Genomic DNA, 18,444 nt, shown 5'->3' with positions numbered 1-18,444 from the left:
GCCCTCGCCCGCGGGCGGGGGCGCTGCCTACGGTCGGCCCATGGACGTCATCGAACTGCTGCCCAGGCTGCACCTGCTGCGCTTCCCCGTCGGCCAGGCCTATCTCTGGCGCGACGGCGAGGAGTTGACCTTGATCGATGCCGGCGCGCTCGGCGCCGGCCGGACGATCGCCGACGCGATCACGGCGCAGGGCCGCGCGCCCGCGGACGTACGGCGGATCGTGCTGACGCATTTCCACGAGGACCACGCGGGCGGGGCGGGCGAGTTCGCCGCGCTGAGCGGTGCCGAGGTGCTGGCGCACCATCTGGACGCTCCGTTCGTCCGCGGTGAACTGCCCGGCCCGCCGCCGCTGTTCGAGGACTGGGAGCTGCCGGTCCACGCCGCGGCGGTCAGGCAGCTGCCCCAGGGATCGCCGATGCCGCCCGCCTCGGTCACCGAGGTGTCGGACGGCGACGTCCTCGGCTTCGGCGGCGGGGCCCGGGTGATCCATGTCCCGGGGCACACGGACGGCAGCATCGCGCTGTTCCTGCCCGCCGAGGGCGTGCTGTTCACCGGGGACACGGTGGCGGCCTCGCCGGCCGACGGCGCGGTGCTGCCGGGTGTGTTCAACCTCGACCGCCCCCGACTCCTCGCCTCCGTACGGCAGTTGGCCGAGCTGGACGCGGCCGTGGCGTGCTTCGGACACGGCGACCCGGTCCTGAAGGACGCCGCCGCGGCCCTGCGCGAGGTGGCGGCCACCTCCTGATCACCGGGCGCACCCCGGATCACCCGACCGGCACGCCGCCCTCCAGATACAGCACAGTCCCCCGCTCACGGGCCCGCAGGGCCCAGCGCAGCCGCTCGTAGCGGACCGGCGGGAGCATTCCGGCGGCCTCCTGCTCGGTGGCGAAGCGCCAGCCGCGCAGCTCCGGGCCCGGCAGCAGCACCCGGGACGCCTCGCGGGGCTCGAGCCGGCCGCCGTCGAACAGCAGCCGCAGCCCGCCGAAGCCGGGCGGTGCGGGCCGCTCCCAGTCCACCACCAGCAGCCGGGGCACGTCCCGCAGCTCTATCCCGGTCTCCTCGGCGACCTCGCGCATCCCGGCGCGGGCCGGTGCCTCGCCGCGCTCCACCACACCGCCCGGGAACTCCCAGCCGGGCTTGTAGGTGGGGTCCACGAGCAGCACCCGGTCGTGCTCGTCGAAGAGCAGCACCCCGGCGGCGAGCGTCTCCGCGGTCGGCTCGGGGGTCTGGACGATGTCGCAGGGGGGTACGGCACCGCCGGCGACGGCGTCGGCGATGCGGACGGCGGTGTCGTACGGGGTGAGGGCGCTGGTGTCGACGAGGTGGGCGTCGGCGGCGAGCCACGAGGCGAGGGCGGCGCGGTAGGGCTCGATGTGGTCGTACGCCCACTGCCGTATCCGTATCTCGCCGTCGGGCAGGTCGGCCGGAACCTCACGGCCGGCGATCCGCTCGCGCAGTATCGTTTCGGCCGGGGCGAGGAGCAGATGGTGCACGGCGATCCTGCGGGCGGCGAGGCCGCCGAAGATCTCGTCGCGGTACTCCTGACGGAGCAGGGTCATCGGCACCACGAGGGTCCCGCCCAGCTCCGCGAGCATCCCCGCGGCCGTGTCGACGACCAGCCGGCGCCAGATCGGCAGGTCCTGGAAGTCGCCGACCTCGGCGAGGCGCTTGGGCGGCAGCAGGTGCGTGAGCGACCCGCCGACCAGCTCGGGGTCGAAGAGCGTGCTGTTCGGGATCAGTTCGATCAGCTCCCGTGCGGTTGTGGTCTTCCCCGCACCGAACGCGCCGTTGATCCAGACGACGGTCACGGACTCCCCCTCTTCTGTTGGCCCCCTGTGGCTTGCCCGCAACACCCTGCCACGGAAACCCCGCCCCGGTGAGGGTGCCCGCACACGAGTGCCGGTGCCCCCTGCGGCGGGGACACCGGCACACACGCCATGGGCCGCCGGGCCTACTCCAGCCCGGGGGTGGGGGCGTCGGCGGGGGCCAGGCTGTCCTGGGAGACGAGGTCACCGGCCGAGTGGAGGGAGTCCGGGACGCTGAGGTCGCCCAACGACGCGTTGTGCGCCTCGGGCGAGGGGGTGACGGCGGCCACGACGAAGCCGGTGGCCAAGGTGGCGAGGGCGAGGATGCTGCGCTTCTTCATGGGCTGATCAACTACGCCGACGGCGCAAGGGTCACGCGAACCGCGGCGGTTCCGCCCATCGGGCCGGTCCCGGGCCGGTGCCAGGCCGGTCCTCGTCGGTGCGGGGGCCGGAAAACGCGTGGTCACGGCGATCATCCGACGGATATCGTCCGGGCGGAACGTTCAAGCGCGACGGCGCCGGGCCGGTGCCCCGCCGCCGTCCACGCCCCATGCCGGACGGATCGAGGTCGAGGTCGTATGCGCGTGCAGGTGAGCGGCCTCCCGGCCGCCGGCCCCGACGGCGATCCCCTCGACCTCGTGACGCGCTCGGGCGAGAGGCTCGTAGCGGCTGCCGCCGCGCTGTCCGACGCCGAACTGCGCGCCCCGTCGGCGCTGCCCGGATGGACGCGCGGGCATGTGCTCGCCCATGTCGCCCACAGCGCCGACGCCTATGTGTGGCTGCTGGGGCTCGCGCGCACCGGCCGTGAGCCGGGCCCGCGCGCGGACAGGGCGACGCTGGCCGCGGCGCTGCGGCGGGACGCGGCGCTGTCCGCCGAGCGGCTCACGGACCTGCTGCGCGAGAGCCTCGACCAGTTCACCGGGCAGGCGCGCGCGATGCCCGCTCCCGCTTGGGACACGGTGGTCGCGGCGCTGGCCGGCTGGCGGCACCCGGCCTGGTACCTCCTGCTGCGCTGTCTGCGGGAGCTGGAGACGCACCACCTCGACCTGGGCGTCGGGCACGGCACCGAGCGGTGGCCGGACGCATACGTCTCCTGGGCACTGGACGACACCCTCGGCACGCTGCGGGCCCAGGGGTTCCCGCTCGCCTCGGTGGAGGCCGTGGATCTCGGCCGGCGATGGTACCTGGCGGCGCAGGGTCCCTCGGTCGCCGGGGCCGGACACCGGGTGCTCGGCTGGCTCGCCGGACGGCTTCAGGCCGGCACGCTGACCACCGGCGGACCGGCGCGCCCGCTGCCGCGCCCGCCCGCCTGGCCCCAGCCGCCACTGCCGGGCTGGGGCCGCGTCGGCGACGGGTCGTGACGGCCGAAAGTCAACACATCCGAACACTCGGCGGACACAAAGAGTGAAATGGCCCCGCTGTCAAGGCTTTTGACGAGATATCGAACAGTCACGCACACCTCTTCCAACACAGTCCGACAGCTCCTACCGTAAACGCGCACAGCTGACCCACATACGACGCCCAGACGGCGCCTTGTCGTCAGCCACCTATCGCGAGTCGGAGGAACGTCAACGATGCGTCACCCTCACACCCGCACCACCCGGCGAAGACTGCTCGGAGCACTCACGGCCGGGCTCCTGTGCACGGCGGGCTTCGCCGCCCCCGCCGCCGCGGCCCGCGCGCAGGCCCCCGCCCCCGCCACCCCCGCCCTGGCCGACGGCCTCGCCCTCACTCCGCCGATGGGCTTCAACAACTGGAACTCCACGCACTGCCGGGCCGACTTCAACGAGGCCATGGTCAAGGGGATAGCGGACCTCTTCGTGTCCAAGGGCCTGAAGGACGCGGGCTACCGGTACGTCAACCTGGACGACTGCTGGGCCCTGCCGAACCGCGACGCCGACGGCAAGCTGGTGCCCGACCCGGCCCGCTTCCCGAACGGCATCAAGGCCGTCGCCGACTACGTCCACGCCAAAGGCCTCAAGCTCGGCATCTACACCAGCGCCGGCGTCAAGACCTGCAACAGCGCGGGTTTTCCGGGCGCTCTGGGCCACGAGTACAGCGACGCACGGCAGTTCGCCGACTGGGGCGTGGACTACCTGAAGTACGACAACTGCAACAACCTCGGCGTCGACGCCAAGTCGCGCTACCGGACCATGCGCGACGCACTGAAGGCGACCGGCCGGCCCATCGTCTACAGCATCTGCGAATGGGGTGAGAACAAGCCCTGGCAGTGGGCGTCGGACATCGGTCATCTCTGGCGCACCACCGGTGACATCAGCGACAGTTGGGGTTCGATGGTGTCGATCCTCAAGCAGAACCTGCCGCTCGCGCCCTACGCCGGCCCCGGCCACTGGAACGACCCCGACATGCTGGAGGTCGGCAACGGCGGCATGACGGACACCGAGTACCGCTCGCACTTCTCGCTGTGGTCGGTCATGGCCGCGCCGCTGCTCATCGGCACCGACCTGCGCAAGGCCTCCCCGGCGACCCTCGCCATCCTGGACAACAAGGAGGTCATCGCCGTCGACCAGGACCCGCTCGGCAAGCAGGGAACGGTCGTCTCCTCGGAGGGCGGGCGCTGGGTGATCGCCAAGGAGATGAAGGACGGCAGCCGCGCGGTGGCCCTGTTCAACGAGTCCGGCACCGCGCAGCGCATCGCCACCACCGCGAGCGCCGTGGGCCTGCCCGGCGCCCCCGCGTACACCTTGCGGGACCTGTGGCAGCACCGTGGCTACAACACCGCGGGCACCATCGCGGCGACGGTCCCGGCCCACGGCACGGCCCTGCTGCGCATCGCCGCCGACCCGCACTGGGCGGCCCAGCCCCCGGCCGCCGAACTCGGCCTGGACGGCAGCCCGTTGCTCGAGGCCGCCACTCCGGTCACGCTGACCGGCACCGTCACCGACCTCGGCCGTACGCCCGCGCGCCGGGTCTCCGTATCGCTGACCGGCCCGGGCGGGTGGACCCTACGGCCCACCACGGCGACCACGGCCGCCGCCCTCGCCACCGGCCGCACCCTGCGCACCGGCTGGAGCGTGACCGCACCGGCCGGGACACCGGTCGGCTCCTACGCCCTCACGCTGACCGCCCGTTACCGCTCACCGGCCGGTCAGCAGGTCAGCGACACCCTCCCGGTCACCGCGTCCGTGGCCGTGCGGCCGCCCGCCGGGACGTCGTACCTCAGCGACCTGCCCTGGCTGTCGGCGGCCAACGGCTGGGGGCCGGTGGAACGCGACACCAGCAACGGGGAGAGCGCCGCGGGCGACGGACACCCGATCACCATCGGCGCCACGGTGTACGCCAAGGGGCTCGGTGCGCACGCGCCGAGCGACATCTCCTTCTACACCGGCAGGGCCTGTACGAAGGTCAGCGCGGACGTCGGCGTGGACGACGAGAAGGGCACCCGGGGCACCGTCGCCTTCGAGATCTGGGCGGACGGCGCCGAGGTCGCCTCGACGGGTGTCCTGACCAACGCGATGCCCGCTCAGCCGATCACCGCCGACGTCACCGGCGCCCAGGTGGTCCGCCTCGTCGTCACCGACGGCGGCGACGGCAACGACTCGGACCACGCGGACTGGGCGGACGCACGGGTGAGTTGCTGAACCCGGGGTTCAGACCCCCGCCGCCGTCGCGTCCGGCCGGCGGGCCAGGGCGGCCGCCGCCGCGCCGACCAGGCCCGCGTCGGTGCCCATCTGTGCGGGGGTGACCGTCAGACGCTGGACGAAGGACAGGGTCGCGTAGTCGGTGAGCGCCTTGCGCAGCGGTGCGAGGAGGATGTCGCCCGCCTTGCCGACGCCGCCGCCGATCACCGCGATGTCGATCTCGACCAGGGTCGCGGTGGCCGCGATTCCGGCGGCCAGGGCCTGGGCGGCCCGGTCGAAGGAGGCCACGGCGACCGGGTCGCCCTCGCGGGCGGCGGCGGCCACCGCGGCGGCGGAGGTGTCGCCGTCGGGGCCCGGCCGCCAGCCCTGTTCCAGGGCTCGGCGGGCGATGTTGGGCCCGCTGGCGATGCGCTCCACGCAGCCCCGCGAGCCGCACGGGCACGGGTCGCCGTCGAGGTCGACGCTGATGTGGCCGATGTGCCCGGCGTTGCCGGTCGGGCCGGGGTGCAGCCGGCCGTTCAGCACCAGGCCGCCGCCGACGCCCGTCGAGACCACCATGCACAGCGCGTTGTCGTGGCCGCGGGCGGCGCCCTGCCAGTGCTCGGCCGCGGTGATCGCGACGCCGTCGCCGATCAGCTCGACCGGCAGGCCCCCGGTGACCGCCCGGACCCGCTCGACCAGCGGGAACTCACGCCAGCCGGGCACGTTCACCGGGCTGACGGTGCCCGCCGAGGCGTCCACCGGACCGGCGCTGCCGATGCCGAGGGCGCCGGCCCGGTCCCACAGCGGGGATCCGGCGAGGTCGGTGAGCACCTCCTCGACGGCCAGCATGACCGTTTCACCGTCCTGCTGGGCGGGCGTACCACGCTGGGCGCGCGCCAGGATCCGGCCGTCGCCGTCCACGAGCGCGCCGGCGATCTTGGTGCCACCGATGTCCAGGGCCGCCACGAGGTCGGTGTGCATGAGCGTCAGATCTCCCCGTCAAAGCTTGAGAACCAAAGCGAAGCAGGCCGGTCAAGCGGTGGGGGCGCAGGCCGACAGACAGCGGTGGACAGTCTCTCTCGCATCTGACAACGTTGTCCAGGCTCTATGCTCGACGCCACATCCTCATACAAACGCCGGATCGGCGCACCACCCCCTTCAGGACGCACCGATCACACGGACCAGACGGACCACAGGACAGGACGCCGCATCGTGCCCGACACCACCCGCTCCTCGGACCGCCTGCCCGCGAGCCGCTACGGCAACCGCCCGACCATGAAGGACGTGGCGGCGCGGGCGGGTGTCGGCCTGAAGACGGTCTCCAGGGTGGTCAACGGCGAGCCGGGGGTCACGCCGGACACCGAACGCCGGGTGCAGGAGGCGATCGACGCACTGGGCTTTCGCCGCAACGACAGTGCGCGGGTGCTGCGCAAGGGCCGTACGGCGAGCATCGGCCTGGTCCTGGAGGACCTCGCCGACCCGTTCTACGGCCCGCTCAGCCGCGCCGTGGAAGAGGTGGCCCGGGCCCATGGCGCGCTGCTGATCAACGGCTCCAGCGCCGAGGATCCCGAGCGCGAGCAGGAGCTGGCGCTGGCGCTGTGCGCGCGGCGGGTGGACGGGCTGGTGGTGATCCCGGCCGGGGACGACCACCGCTATCTCGAGCCGGAGATCCGGGCCGGGGTGGCGACCGTGTTCGTGGACCGTCCGGCCGGGCGGATCGACGCCGACGTGGTCCTGTCCGACAACTTCGGCGGCGCCCGGGACGGCGTGGCCCATCTGATCGCGCACGGCCACCGCCGGATCGGGTTCATCGGCGACATGCCCCGCATCCACACCGCGGCCGAACGGCTGCGCGGCTACCGCGCGGCCATGGAGGACGCCGGGATACCCGTCGAGGACGCGTGGATGTCCCTGGGGCAGACGAACCCGGAGCGGGTGCGCCGGGCCGCGCAGGAGATGCTGTCGCGGCCCGAGCCCGTCACCGCGATCTTCACGGGCAACAACCGGGTGACGGTCACCGTGATCCGGGTCCTGGCCGAGCATCCGCGCCGCGTCGCCCTGGTCGGCTTCGACGACCTGGAGCTGGCCGACCTGCTTCAGCCGGGTGTCACGGTCGTCGCCCAGGACGCGGCCGCCCTCGGCCGTACGGCGGCCGAGCGCCTGTTCCGCCAGCTGGACAGCGGCCTGGTCACCCCGGAGCGCATCGAGCTGCCCACCCGGCTGATCACGCGCGGCTCGGGCGAGCTGCCGCCGGCCGACTGAGCCGCGCGTGACCGGCCGCACCCTGGAGGAACTCGGCCTCGCCGACGCCCCCCGCGACCATCCGCTGACCTATCCCGGCGCCTGGCCCGCCGAGTCCGGGCTGCTGCACGGCGACCGGATGCTCCCGCTGGAACGCCTGGTGTACGACGACCGGACGCCGGTGCTCGCCGTCGGCTCCAACGCCTGCCCGGGCCAACTGCGGTACAAGATGGCCGAGTCCGGGATCGGATCCCCCCTGCCGATGGTGCGCTCGCGGGTGTCCGGGCTCGACGTGGGCGTCTCGGCACACGTCAGCCTCATGGGCTATGTCTCCGCGTCTCCCGTCAAGTCACCTGGTGCTTCACGGGAGTTGTTCCTGCTCTGGCTGGACCGGCGCCAGTTGGCGGTGGTCGACGCCAGCGAGGGCGTGCCGCTGCCCGGCGGCAACTTCCGGCGGGCCTGGCTGCCCGCGCCGGACGTGCGGGTCGAACTGCCGGACGGCTCCCGGCTCACCGGGGCCTACGCCTATGTCAACCGGCACGGGGTGCTGCACGACGGCGCCGGTGCACCGCGCCGGCATCCCGCCGACCAGCACACGCTCCTCACCGAACTCCTCGTGGGATCGGCTGCGTTGCGCGAGCTGTTCGGGCTCACTCCGGAGGAGTTCTGTGCGCGGGCCCGCCGTGATCCCGGGCTGTGCGCGCGGGGCACGCGGCTGTTCGCCGAGCAGCGGTGGGTGACGGCATCGGGTCTCGAGCCGTACGCCGACGGGCGGCGGAGCGCACGCCCGGGCGCCGGTGTGTGGTCGCCCCCTGCCTCGAGGTAGCCTTCGCCTACTTCGCGGAGGCCGTCAGGTCGCCGCGCCGGGGCGCCGCGAAGCCCTCCAGGTCGGCGCGGGTCAGGCCGCTGAGGCGGGCGACTTCGGCGATGTCCAGGGCGCCGCAGTCCAGGCCGCGCAGCAGGTAGCCGCTGAGGGCCTTGGCGGTGGCGGGCTCGTCCATGACGTCCCCGCCGGCCCGGCTGGCGTAGCGGGCGAGGCGGCCGGCGGCCTGCTCGAAGCCCTCGCGGTAGAAGGCGAAGACGGCGGCGTAGCGGGTCGGGATGTGCCCCGGGTGCATGTCCCAGCCCTGGTAGTAGGCGCGGGCGAGGGCGCGGCGGGTGAGTCCGTAGTGCAGGCGCCAGGCGTCGTGGACCTTGGCCGTCGGGCCGACGGGCAGCACGTTGGTGGAGCCGTCGGAGACCCGGACGCCGGTGCCCGCCGCCGCGACCTGCATGACGGCCTTGGCGTGGTCGGCGGCCGGGTGGTCGCTGGCCTGGTAGGCGGCGGAGACACCGAGGCAGGCGCTGTAGTCGAAGGTGCCGTAGTGCAGCCCGGTGGCGCGGCCCTGGGCGGCCTGGATCATCCGGGCGACGGTCGCGGTGCCGTCGGTGGCGAGGATGGACTGGCTGGTCTCGATCTGGATCTCGAAGCCGAGCCGGCCGGCATCGAGGCCGTGAGCCTTCTCGAAGGCCTCCAGGAGGCGTACGAAGGCACCGACCTGCTCGGCGTACGTCACCTTCGGCAGGGTGAGGACCAGGCCCTCGGGCAGGCCGCCCGCCCCCATCAGGCCGGTGAGGAACACGTCGAGGGTGCGGATGCCGCGGTCGCGGACGGCGGCCTCCATGCACTTCATGCGGATGCCCATGTACGGCGCCGCCGTGCCGTTCGCGTACGCCTCGGCGATCAGGCGGGCCGCGCGGGCCGCCGTCTCGTCCTCCTCCGCGTCGGGGCGGGGGCCGTAGCCGTCCTCGAAGTCGACGCGCAGGTCCTCGATGGGCTCGCGCTCCAGCTTGGCGCGCACGCGCGAGTAGACCGGTTCGGCCAGTTCGCCGGACAGGCCGAGGACGTCCGCGAAGGAGCCGGCGTCGGGGGCGTGCTCGTCGAGCGCGGCGAGGGCCTGGTCGCCCCAGGAGCCGATGGTGTCGGCGGCGAAGGCGTCACCGGGGACGTAGACGGTGTGGACGGGCTGCCGGGTGCCGGGGTCCCCGGGGTAGCGGCGCTCCAGCTCCGCGTCGACCGGTGCGAGGGAGGCGCTGATCTCCTCGCTCACGGCGCCCGCGAGGCTCGTCGCCACCTTCTCCTGCTGACCCATCCCACACCCTCCAATTTTCCGCTGTGCGGAATCAACAATCCGTATGATGAAGTTATCCGGCATGGTTCCCGCTGGTCAACACCCACCGAGCCGTCTTCAGGATGCACCGAGGCCCCCGTGACCGCGTCGGTCACAGGGGCCTTGGTACAGCCGGGGAGGGGCTCAGCCCTTGCGGGTCTTGATCTCCTCGGTGAGCTGCGGGACGACGTCGAAGAGGTCGCCGACGACGCCGTAGTCGACCAGCTCGAAGATCGGGGCCTCGGCGTCCTTGTTGACGGCCACGATCGTCTTGGAGGTCTGCATGCCGGCGCGGTGCTGGATGGCGCCGGAGATGCCGTTGGCGATGTACAGCTGCGGCGAGACCGACTTGCCGGTCTGGCCGACCTGGTTGGTGTGCGGGTACCAGCCGGCGTCGACGGCGGCGCGCGAGGCACCCACGGCCGCGCCGAGGGAGTCGGCGAGGGCCTCGATGATCGAGAAGTTCTCGGCGCCGTTGACGCCACGGCCGCCGGAGACCACGATCGCGGCCTCGGTCAGCTCCGGGCGGCCCGTCGACTCGCGCGGGGTGCGGGCGGTGACCTTGGTGCCGGTCGCCTTGTCCGAGAAGGTCACGGCGAGGGCCTCGACGCTGCCGGCGGCCGGGGCGGCCTCCACGGCGGCCGAGTTCGGCTTGACCGTGATGACCGGGGTGCCCTTGATGACACGGGACTTGGTGGTGAAGGACGCGGCGAACACCGACTGGGTGGCCACCGGGCCCTCGTCGCCGGCCTCGAGGTCGACGGCGTCGGTGATGATGCCGGAGCCGATGCGCAGCGCCAGGCGGGCGGCGATCTCCTTGCCCTCGGCGGAGGACGGGACCAGCACGGCGGCCGGGGAGACGGCCTCGTAGGCGGCCTGCAGGGCGTCCACCTTCGGCACGACCAGGTAGTCGGCGTACTCGGACGCGTCGTGGGTGAGGACCTTCACCGCGCCGTGCTCGGCGAGCGTGGCGGCGGTGTCGGCGGCGCCGTTGCCCAGCGCGACGGCGACGGGCTCGCCGATGCGGCGGGCCAGGGTCAGCAGCTCGAGGGTCGGCTTGCGGACGGCACCGTCCACGTGGTCGACGTAGACGAGGACTTCAGCCATGGGATTGCTCTCCTGCGTAACGAAGTTGAGGGGCGGTCAGCGGGGGCGAGCCCTTAGATGAACTTCTGGCTCGCGAGGAACTCAGCGAGCTGCTTGCCGCCCTCGCCCTCGTCCTTGACGATGGTGCCGGCCGTGCGCGCCGGACGCTCGTTCGCGGCCTCGACCTTGGTGAACGCACCCTCGAGACCGACCTCCTCGGCCTCGATGTCCAGGTCGGACAGGTCCCAGGACTCCACCGGCTTCTTCTTGGCCGCCATGATGCCCTTGAAGGACGGGTAACGCGCCTCGCCCGACTGGTCGGTGACCGACACGAGCGCCGGGAGGGAGGCCTCCAGCTGCTCGGAGGCGGCGTCGCCGTCGCGGCGGCCCTTCACCGTGCCGTCCTCGACGGAGACCTCGGACAGCAGGGTGACCTGCGGGACACCGAGACGCTCGGCGACCAGCGCGGGAACGACACCCATGGTGCCGTCGGTGGAGGCCATGCCGGAGACGACCAGGTCGAAGCCGGCCTTCTCGATCGCCTTGGCCAGCACCAGGGAGGTGCCGATGGCGTCGGTGCCGTGCAGGTCGTCGTCCTCGACGTGGATGGCCTTGTCGGCACCCATGGACAGGGCCTTGCGGAGCGCGTCCTTGGCGTCCTCGGGGCCGATGGTCAGGACGGTGACCTCGGCGTCGTCCGCGTCCTCGGCGATCTGCAGCGCCTGCTCGACCGCGTACTCGTCCAGCTCGGAGAGCAGACCGTCCACGTCGTCGCGGTCGACGGTCAGGTCATCGGCGAAGTGCCGGTCGCCAGTGGCGTCGGGCACGTACTTCACAGTGACAACGATCCTCAAGCTCACGCCGGCTCTCCTACTGCATCGTCATTTCCGGGCTGCCTCTTGCAGGCAGCATAGGCGCCTCAAGCGGCCGATCCCGATCGGGGCGTCCGCGCGCTCCGACCGAAATATTACTCGCCAGTACACCCAGTTCCTGCCCGCTAAGCAAGCGCTTTGAACTGTGACCTTTGCAACGCAGCGTAACCGGAACTCGACGGCCGCGCAGGCGACTGCGGCGTGATCAATCCCGCAGGCCGTTGAAGCGGCCCTGGTGGTACAGCAGCGGGCTGCCGGAGCCGGACGGGTCACCGAGGACGACCTCGGCGAGCACGATGCGGTGATCACCCGCCGGGACGCGGGCGGTGATCCGGCAGACCAGCCAGGCGAGCACGTCGTCGAGCACCGGCACCCCTTCCGGGCCCTCACGCCAGGCCGTGGGCGCGCCGAAGCGGTCGGCGCCGCTGCGGGCGAAGGTGGCGGCCAGCTCGCTCTGGTGCTCACCGAGTATGTGCACGCCGACATGGTCCGTCCCGGCGATCGCGGGCCAGCTGGAGGCGCCCGTGCCGATACCGAAGGAGATCAGCGGGGGCTCGGCGGAGACCGAGGTGAGGGAGGTGGCGGTGAAGCCGACGGGGCCGGAGGCACCACGCGCGGTGATCACCGCCACACCGGCCGCGTGCCGGCGGAAGACCGAGCGGAGCAGGTCGGGGGAGGCGAGCTGAGGGGTGCCGAGTTCGGGCGAGGCCGTCATGGAATTGTCCTTCTGGCGAGGGAGGCTGGGGTCCCCCGCTCGAGCGAAGCCGAGAGTGGGGGCGGATTCGTAGCTGCTCAACAGCACGGACAGCACGCGCTCGCGGTGCGGGCGAGGTCGACGTGGGCCCGCCCGTAGAGAAGGAGTTCGATCGGCATACGGTCAGGCTGACGATAGGTGATGGGCACAGTCAAGTGCGGTCCGGGATCCGGAGAACCCCGTGCCGGCTTCTGAGGCACCCTCACACGGCCTCCCCCAGTGCCGCGATGACGTCGGCCTTGCGGGGCTGTCCGGTGGCGCGCCGCACGACGCGGCCCCCCGCGTCGAGGACGAGCACGGTGGGCGTTTTGAGGATCTCCAGCTCGCGTACGAGGCTCAGTCGGGCCTCGGCGTCGACCTCGACGTGCGCCACGCCGGGGACCATCGCCGCCACCTCGCCGAGGACGCGCCGGGTGGCCCGGCAGGGCGCGCAGAATGCGCTCGAGAACTGCACGAGCGTGGCCCGCTCCCCCAGTTCGGCGCCCAGTTCGGCCGCTCCCAGCCGTATGCCGTCGTCCCGCACGCGCACCCGCACTCTCCCGCTCCGCCACTTCCGGTCACCATCCGCGTCAGCACTGATCAGCGTGCAAAGATTCCCGCCGCGCGGAAGAGTCCTGGTGGCGCAAGGCTCGAATCACACGTAATGGCGCATTAAAGATCCGAGGTGGGATGTAGGCCGACGTGACGAGGATCTCGCCGCCGCAGGGCACCAGGACTGGCTACCGGTCCGTTCTTCGGGCACGATCTGCGAGACGCCGTAAACCTACGGCTGCGTAACTTCCCGCCGGGAGCCCCTTTCCCGAGCAGAGCAGAAAGGGTCCACCCCGCCCATGGCAGAGCTGGTCTACCGTCCCGTCATCGGTTTCGCCAAGACGATGTTCAAGGTCTGGGACCTGAAGATCGACTGCCAGGGGTCGGCGAACATCCCGCACTCGGGCGGCGCCGTGCTGGTGAGCAATCACATCAGCTACCTGGACTTCATCTTCAACGGCCTGGCGGCCCTGCCGCAGAAGCGCCTGGTGCGCTTCATGGCGAAGGAGTCCGTCTTCCGGCACAAGGTCTCCGGCCCGTTGATGCGCGGCATGAAGCACATTCCGGTGGACCGCGGCCAGGGTGAGGCGGCCTACGCGCACGCGCTGGACTCGCTGCGCTCCGGCGAGGTCATCGGGGTCTTCCCGGAGGCCACCATCTCGCAGTCGTTCACGCTGAAGGGCTTCAAGTCGGGTGCGGCCCGCCTCGCCCAGGAAGCGGGCGTCCCGCTGGTCCCGATGGCGGTGTGGGGCACGCAGCGGCTGTGGACCAAGGGCCACCCCCGCAACTTCAAGCGCAACCACCTGCCCGTCACGATCCGCGTGGGCGAGGCGGTCGAGGCGCCCCGCGACCAGTACGCGGGCGCCATCACCCGCCGCCTGCGCGAGCGCGTCCAGGAACTGCTCGAGGCCGCCCAGCGCGCCTACCCCGGCCGCCCCAGGGACCCGCAGGACTCCTGGTGGCTGCCCGCCCACCTGGGCGGCACGGCCCCGACGGCGGAACAACTCCGCGCGGCCGAGGCCCACTGAGCGCTGCACCCGGTCCTGCGGCCGTACGGCCCGGTCGACGGGGTTCGCGGCCGCCTTCCGGTGCGGTGCGTGAACTCGCCGCCGACGGCGGGTACTTCACCAAGGGGGTTGGCGGGTGCGACGGGCTGAGCGGTGGGCGGGGGAGCCGCCGCTCGTCTCAGAGTGAGTCCGGCAGTGTCTTCCACAAGTACGACCGGTCCGGTGCGGCCTCGAGGGCGGCGAGGACGAGCGGATGCGCCTCGGCGTACAGGACCGGATAGTCCACTTCTCCGGACGCTGCGTCGGGGATCCAGGCCAGCCGCTCGCCGTCCAGCGAGAACCGGGCGTCCACACCGGGCTTGTTGCCACGCGGATCCTGCCGGTGCCAGGCGCCGTGGAAGCGCACGGCGACCAGGCCGTGCACGGCGTGGCCGCTGCCGTCGTCGTGCATCAGCCGTTGGTAGCACAGGGCCGTGGGGATGTCCTCGGCCCGAAGCAGCGCGGCCAGCGCGTGGGCCTTGGCGTAGCAGATGCCGGTGCGCTGCCGAAGCACGTCCGAGGCGCGCCAGGTGACGCGCGGGTCACCGGCGTCGTCGGAGTGCGGGATGGTGTCGCGTACGAATTCAAACGCGGCGCGCGCATAGGCATACGAGTCCACGGCGTCCCCGGCCAGTTTGGCAGCCGTTTCCCGTACCACGGGATGGTGATGGTCGATGACCTCGTCGGCGGCCAAGTAGGCCGAGAGGTCGGCGGTGTTCTGGATCAGCTCCATGGGCGCAGAGCATAGGAATGCGATCACCCGAACGTCAATGACTTTTCAGGTGACCGCATATCTATGCAGCTTGACCCACACCGCCGCGCATACGGCGTGACTAGCGGGCCATCTCCTCCTTGAGCGCCGCCACGAAGCTGTCGACGTCCTCCTCCGTGGTGTCGAAGGAGCACATCCAGCGCACCACCCCGGCGGCCTCGTCCCAGAAGTAGAACCGGAACCGCTTCTGCAGCCGCTCGCTCACGTCGTGCGGGAGCCTCGCGAAGACGCCGTTGGCCTGCACCGGGTAGAGGATCTCCACCCCGTGCACCGCGCGCACGCCCTCGGCGAGGCGCTGGGCCATCTCATTGGCGTGCCGGGCATTGCGCAGCCACAGGTCCTTCGCCAGCAGCGCCTCCAACTGCACCGAGACGAAGCGCATCTTGGAGGCGAGCTGCATCGACAGTTTCCGCAGGTGCTTCATCTGCCGCACCGCGTCCTGGTTGATGACGACGACGGCCTCGCCGAACACGGCGCCGTTCTTCGTCCCGCCGAGCGAGAGGATGTCGACGCCGACCGCGCTGGTGAAGGTCCGCATCGGCACGTCCAGGGAGGCGGCCGCGTTGGCTATCCGGGAGCCGTCCAGGTGCACCTTCATGCCGCGGGCGTGGGCGTGCTCGCAGATCGCGCGGATCTCCGCGGGCGTGTAGAGCGTGCCCAGCTCCGTGCTCTGGGTGATCGAGACGACCTGCGGCATCGCGCGGTGCTCGTCCTCCCAGCCCCAGGCCTGCCTGTCGATCAGCTCGGGGGTGAGCTTGCCGTCGGGCGTGGGCACGGTGAGCAGCTTCAGACCGCCCATGCGTTCGGGAGCGCCGCCCTCGTCGACGTTGATGTGCGCGCTCTCGGCGCAGATCACCGCGCCCCAGCGGTCGGTGACGGCCTGGAGCGCGACGACGTTGGCGCCGGTGCCGTTGAAGACCGGGAAGGCCTCCGCACCGGCCCCGAAATGGCTGCGGACGATCCGCTGGAGGTTCTCCGTGTACTCGTCCTCGCCGTACGCCACCTGATGGCCGCCGTTGGCCAGGGCCAGGGCGGCCAGTACCTCCGGGTGGGCACCGGCGTAGTTGTCACTGGCGAAACCGCGGACCTGCGGGTCGTGATGGCGACGCGCGTCGGTCCTGGGTGGGTTCACGGCTTCTCGGTCAGCCACAGACGGTTTCCGTTCACTTCGGCGGCGGACTTGCTCCAGACGCCCTCGATGGCCTCGGCCAGGTCCTTGACGTCCGTGAAGCCCGCGAACTTCGCGTTGGGGCGTTCGGCGCGCATCGCGTCGTGCACCAGCGCCTTCACCACCAGGATCGTAGCCGCGGAGGTGGGCCCCTCGGCGCCCTCGGAGATCCCCGCCTTGCGGAAGTAGTCGGCCATGGCCAGCGTCCACGCCTCGGCCGCGGCCTTGGCGGCGGAGTAGGCCGCGTTGCCGGCGGTGGGCTTGCTCGCCCCGGCCGCGCTGATCAGGACGTACCGTCCGCGGTCGCTGCGCTGCAGCGCCTCGTGGAAGGCGAGCGAGGTGTGCTGCACGGTCTTGACGAGCAGCAGCTCCAGGAAGTCCCAGTCGTCGAGGCTGGTCTTGGTGAAGGTCTCGCTGCCGCGCCAGCCGCCGACCAGGTGCACAAGGCCGTCGACGCGCCCGAAGTCCTTCTCGACGTGGGCGGCCCACTCCCGGGTGGACTGCAGGTCGAGCAGGTCCACCGTGTCTCCGGTGACGGAGGCGCCACCGGAGGCGTACCGGGCCGCGTCCACGGCCTCCGACAGGCGCTGCGGGTCGTTGTCCGCGCCCACGACGGTCGCCCCGGCCTCGGCCAGGCGCAGCAGGGTCGCGCGGCCGGCGGGTCCGCCCGCGCCGGCCACCGCGATCACCGAACCGCTGAGCGGCCCGTTCGCCCCGTTCCCCATGTTCTTCCCCTCTGAAGCAGTGTTCTGGACGCGGTCGCTCACGCGGCGACCCGCTCGGCGCCGTCCGCCGTGATGCCCTTGGTGGAGGCGATCACATTCTTCAGCTTCTTGGACAGGGCCTCATAGAACATGCTCAGCGGAAACTCGTCCGGAAGCACGTCGTCCACGAGCTTGCGCGGCGGCTGGGTCAGGTCCAGGGCGTCCGGGCCCTTGGCCCACCTGGAGCCGGGGTGCGGGGCGAGGTAGTCGGCGACCAGCTCGTAGCCCGCGAACCAGTGCACCAGCTTCGGGCGGTCGATGCCGTCCCGGTACAGCTTCTCGATCTCGGCGCACAGCTGGTTGGTGACCTGCGGGGCGCGCTCCCAGTCGATGGAGAGCTTGTTGTCGGTCCAGCGGATCACGTCGTGCTTGTGCAGGTAGGCGAAGAGCAGCTGGCCGCCGAGGCCGTCGTAGTTGCGGTTGCGGTCGCCGGTGACCGGGAAGCGGAACATCCGGTCGAAGAGCACCGCGTACTGCACGTCACGGGCCTGCGGGACACCGTCCGCCTGGAGCTTCACGGCCTCCTTGAAGGCGGTGAGGTCGCAGCGCAGCTCCTCCAGGCCGTACATCCAGAACGGCTGCCGCTGCTTGATCATGAACGGGTCGAACGGCAGGTCGCCGTGGCTGTGGGTGCGGTCGTGGACCATGTCCCACAGCACGAAGGCCTCCTCGCAGCGCTTCTGGTCGTGGACCATCGCGGCGATGTCCTCGGGCAGCTGGAGGCCGAGGATGTCGACGGCGGCCTCGGTGACCCGGCGGAAGCGGGCGGCCTCGCGGTCGCAGAAGATGCCGCCCCAGGAGAAACGTTCCGGCGCTTCGCGTACGGCGATGGTCTCCGGGAAGAGGACGGCCGAGTTGGTGTCGTAGCCGGACGTGAAGTCCTCGAAGGTGATGCCGCAGAACAGCGGGTTGTCGTAGCGGGTGCGCTCCAGCTCGGCCAGCCAGTCGGGCCAGACCATGCGCAGCACGACCGCCTCGAGGTTGCGATCCAGGTTGCCGTTCTGCGTGTACATCGGGAAGACGACCAGGTGCTGCAGGCCGTCCGCGCGCTGCGCGGCGGGCTGGAAGGCCAGCAGGGAGTCCAGGAAGTCGGGCACCTCGAAGCCGCCCCCGGCCCAGCGCCGCAGGTCGTCCACGACGGCCTGGTGGTAGGCCTTGTCGTGCGGGAGCAACGGGGAGAGCAGCTCGATCGCCTCGACGACACTCCGCACGGCAGCCTCGGCTTCGGCCCGGGCCGGGGCACCCTCGGCCGCGAAGTCGATCGACCCGTCCTTGCTCTGCCATGGCCGGATCTGCTCCACGGCATCCTTGAGCACGGGCCAGGCCGGGTGCTCAATCACCCTGGTCGACGAAGGAACGTGTCCCTCCATAGCCGCCTGCACAAGAATTTCCGTCATTTCCCATCCTCCACGGGAGAACCTCGCGTAAGGACACCGTATGCATACCCGGTTTCCGTCATCAAGGGGCAGCCCGGGAAAATTTCCTGTCGATTCTCGTGTAGGCCGCCGATTTTCCTGTCGTAAACCGTGACGGCGGTCACTTCCGTCGAGCGGGTACGGTCCCGCCGCGGCACCGATCCGGCCGGTCAAGAGCGCGGGGACTCGCCCACGAGCGGGTGACGGCCGGGGCGCATACCGGCCAGTTGAAGCGCGCGCCACGCACCCGTACGGC

General features: G+C 71.7%; 18 protein-coding genes. 6 read left to right on the top strand and 12 right to left on the bottom strand.

What is annotated here, in order from left to right:
* Window positions 1-40 precede the first annotated feature (40 nt).
* Window positions 41-745 (top strand): MBL fold metallo-hydrolase, encoded by a 705-nt coding sequence (locus A6P39_RS36095; RefSeq protein WP_067052072.1) that lies wholly within the window; start codon window positions 41-43, stop codon window positions 743-745.
* A gap of 19 nt (window positions 746-764) precedes the next feature.
* On the opposite strand, the gene A6P39_RS36090 is transcribed toward A6P39_RS36095, so the two are convergent.
* Both A6P39_RS36090 and A6P39_RS36085 read right to left on the bottom strand, forming a co-directional pair.
* On the bottom strand, window positions 765-1,808 hold the full coding sequence (locus A6P39_RS36090; RefSeq protein ID WP_067052074.1) for an NUDIX hydrolase: 1,044 nt from the start codon (window positions 1,806-1,808) through the stop codon (window positions 765-767).
* A 143-nt stretch (window positions 1,809-1,951) separates the two neighbouring features.
* A complete protein-coding gene (locus A6P39_RS36085; RefSeq protein WP_199840925.1) occupies window positions 1,952-2,146 on the bottom strand; it encodes a hypothetical protein in 195 nt (64 codons plus the stop codon).
* A gap of 237 nt (window positions 2,147-2,383) precedes the next feature.
* Here A6P39_RS36085 and A6P39_RS36080 point away from each other — a divergent pair, with 237 nt between their 5' ends.
* Entirely contained in the window at window positions 2,384-3,166 is a 783-nt protein-coding gene (locus A6P39_RS36080) for a maleylpyruvate isomerase family mycothiol-dependent enzyme (RefSeq protein WP_067052076.1), read from the top strand.
* Between the two features lie 213 nt (window positions 3,167-3,379).
* The gene (locus A6P39_RS36075; protein ID WP_199840926.1) at window positions 3,380-5,407 is read left to right on the top strand and encodes an NPCBM/NEW2 domain-containing protein; all 2,028 of its coding nucleotides are present in this window, start codon (window positions 3,380-3,382) and stop codon (window positions 5,405-5,407) included.
* Between the two features lie 9 nt (window positions 5,408-5,416).
* On the opposite strand, the gene A6P39_RS36070 is transcribed toward A6P39_RS36075, so the two are convergent.
* Window positions 5,417-6,370: an ROK family protein gene (locus A6P39_RS36070; RefSeq protein ID WP_067052079.1), complete on the bottom strand. Its 954-nt coding sequence runs from the start codon at window positions 6,368-6,370 to the stop codon at window positions 5,417-5,419.
* Between the two features lie 231 nt (window positions 6,371-6,601).
* Here A6P39_RS36070 and A6P39_RS36065 point away from each other — a divergent pair, with 231 nt between their 5' ends.
* Window positions 6,602-7,651, top strand: coding sequence for a LacI family DNA-binding transcriptional regulator (locus tag A6P39_RS36065; RefSeq protein WP_067052081.1), 1,050 nt, complete (start codon window positions 6,602-6,604; stop codon window positions 7,649-7,651).
* Between the two features lie 7 nt (window positions 7,652-7,658).
* Window positions 7,659-8,456 carry a hypothetical protein gene (locus A6P39_RS36060; protein WP_067052083.1) on the top strand — a complete coding sequence of 266 codons (798 nt, stop codon included), beginning with the start codon at window positions 7,659-7,661 and terminating at the stop codon, window positions 8,454-8,456.
* 7 nt (window positions 8,457-8,463) lie between these two features.
* On the opposite strand, the gene A6P39_RS36055 is transcribed toward A6P39_RS36060, so the two are convergent.
* The 5 genes from A6P39_RS36055 to A6P39_RS36035 form a co-directional block, all read right to left on the bottom strand.
* Window positions 8,464-9,762: a DUF6986 family protein gene (locus A6P39_RS36055; RefSeq protein ID WP_067052085.1), complete on the bottom strand. Its 1,299-nt coding sequence runs from the start codon at window positions 9,760-9,762 to the stop codon at window positions 8,464-8,466.
* A 162-nt stretch (window positions 9,763-9,924) separates the two neighbouring features.
* Entirely contained in the window at window positions 9,925-10,887 is a 963-nt protein-coding gene (locus tag A6P39_RS36050; protein WP_067052087.1) for an electron transfer flavoprotein subunit alpha/FixB family protein, read from the bottom strand.
* A 53-nt stretch (window positions 10,888-10,940) separates the two neighbouring features.
* Window positions 10,941-11,726, bottom strand: coding sequence for an electron transfer flavoprotein subunit beta/FixA family protein (locus tag A6P39_RS36045; protein ID WP_067052089.1), 786 nt, complete (start codon window positions 11,724-11,726; stop codon window positions 10,941-10,943).
* Window positions 11,727-11,943: 217 nt separating this feature from the next.
* On the bottom strand, window positions 11,944-12,453 hold the full coding sequence (locus A6P39_RS36040; protein WP_067052091.1) for a flavin reductase family protein: 510 nt from the start codon (window positions 12,451-12,453) through the stop codon (window positions 11,944-11,946).
* Window positions 12,454-12,694: 241 nt separating this feature from the next.
* Window positions 12,695-13,075, bottom strand: a complete 381-nt coding sequence (locus A6P39_RS36035; protein WP_079133644.1) for a TlpA family protein disulfide reductase — start codon at window positions 13,073-13,075, stop codon at window positions 12,695-12,697.
* 247 nt (window positions 13,076-13,322) lie between these two features.
* Here A6P39_RS36035 and A6P39_RS36030 point away from each other — a divergent pair, with 247 nt between their 5' ends.
* The gene (locus tag A6P39_RS36030; protein WP_275883938.1) at window positions 13,323-14,051 is read left to right on the top strand and encodes a lysophospholipid acyltransferase family protein; all 729 of its coding nucleotides are present in this window, start codon (window positions 13,323-13,325) and stop codon (window positions 14,049-14,051) included.
* A gap of 157 nt (window positions 14,052-14,208) precedes the next feature.
* Here the strand turns inward: A6P39_RS36030 and A6P39_RS36025 are convergent, their stop codons facing one another.
* The 4 genes from A6P39_RS36025 to A6P39_RS36010 form a co-directional block, all read right to left on the bottom strand.
* Window positions 14,209-14,802 carry a transglutaminase-like domain-containing protein gene (locus A6P39_RS36025; protein WP_275883937.1) on the bottom strand — a complete coding sequence of 198 codons (594 nt, stop codon included), beginning with the start codon at window positions 14,800-14,802 and terminating at the stop codon, window positions 14,209-14,211.
* Window positions 14,803-14,902: 100 nt separating this feature from the next.
* Window positions 14,903-15,973, bottom strand: a complete 1,071-nt coding sequence (locus A6P39_RS36020) for a threonine aldolase family protein (protein WP_067052632.1) — start codon at window positions 15,971-15,973, stop codon at window positions 14,903-14,905.
* On the bottom strand, window positions 15,970-16,734 hold the full coding sequence (locus A6P39_RS36015; protein WP_067052630.1) for an SDR family NAD(P)-dependent oxidoreductase: 765 nt from the start codon (window positions 16,732-16,734) through the stop codon (window positions 15,970-15,972). Before A6P39_RS36015 ends, A6P39_RS36020 begins: the two co-directional genes overlap by 4 nt.
* Window positions 16,735-16,772: 38 nt before the next feature.
* Complete coding sequence (locus tag A6P39_RS36010; RefSeq protein WP_067052628.1) at window positions 16,773-18,170, bottom strand: DUF6421 family protein; 1,398 nt, start codon at window positions 18,168-18,170, stop codon at window positions 16,773-16,775.
* Window positions 18,171-18,444 lie beyond the last annotated feature (274 nt).

The organism is Streptomyces sp. FXJ1.172 (assembly GCF_001636945.3).
Lineage (GTDB): Bacteria > Actinomycetota > Actinomycetes > Streptomycetales > Streptomycetaceae > Streptomyces.
This window is presented reverse-complemented; position numbering and strand designations above follow the sequence as displayed.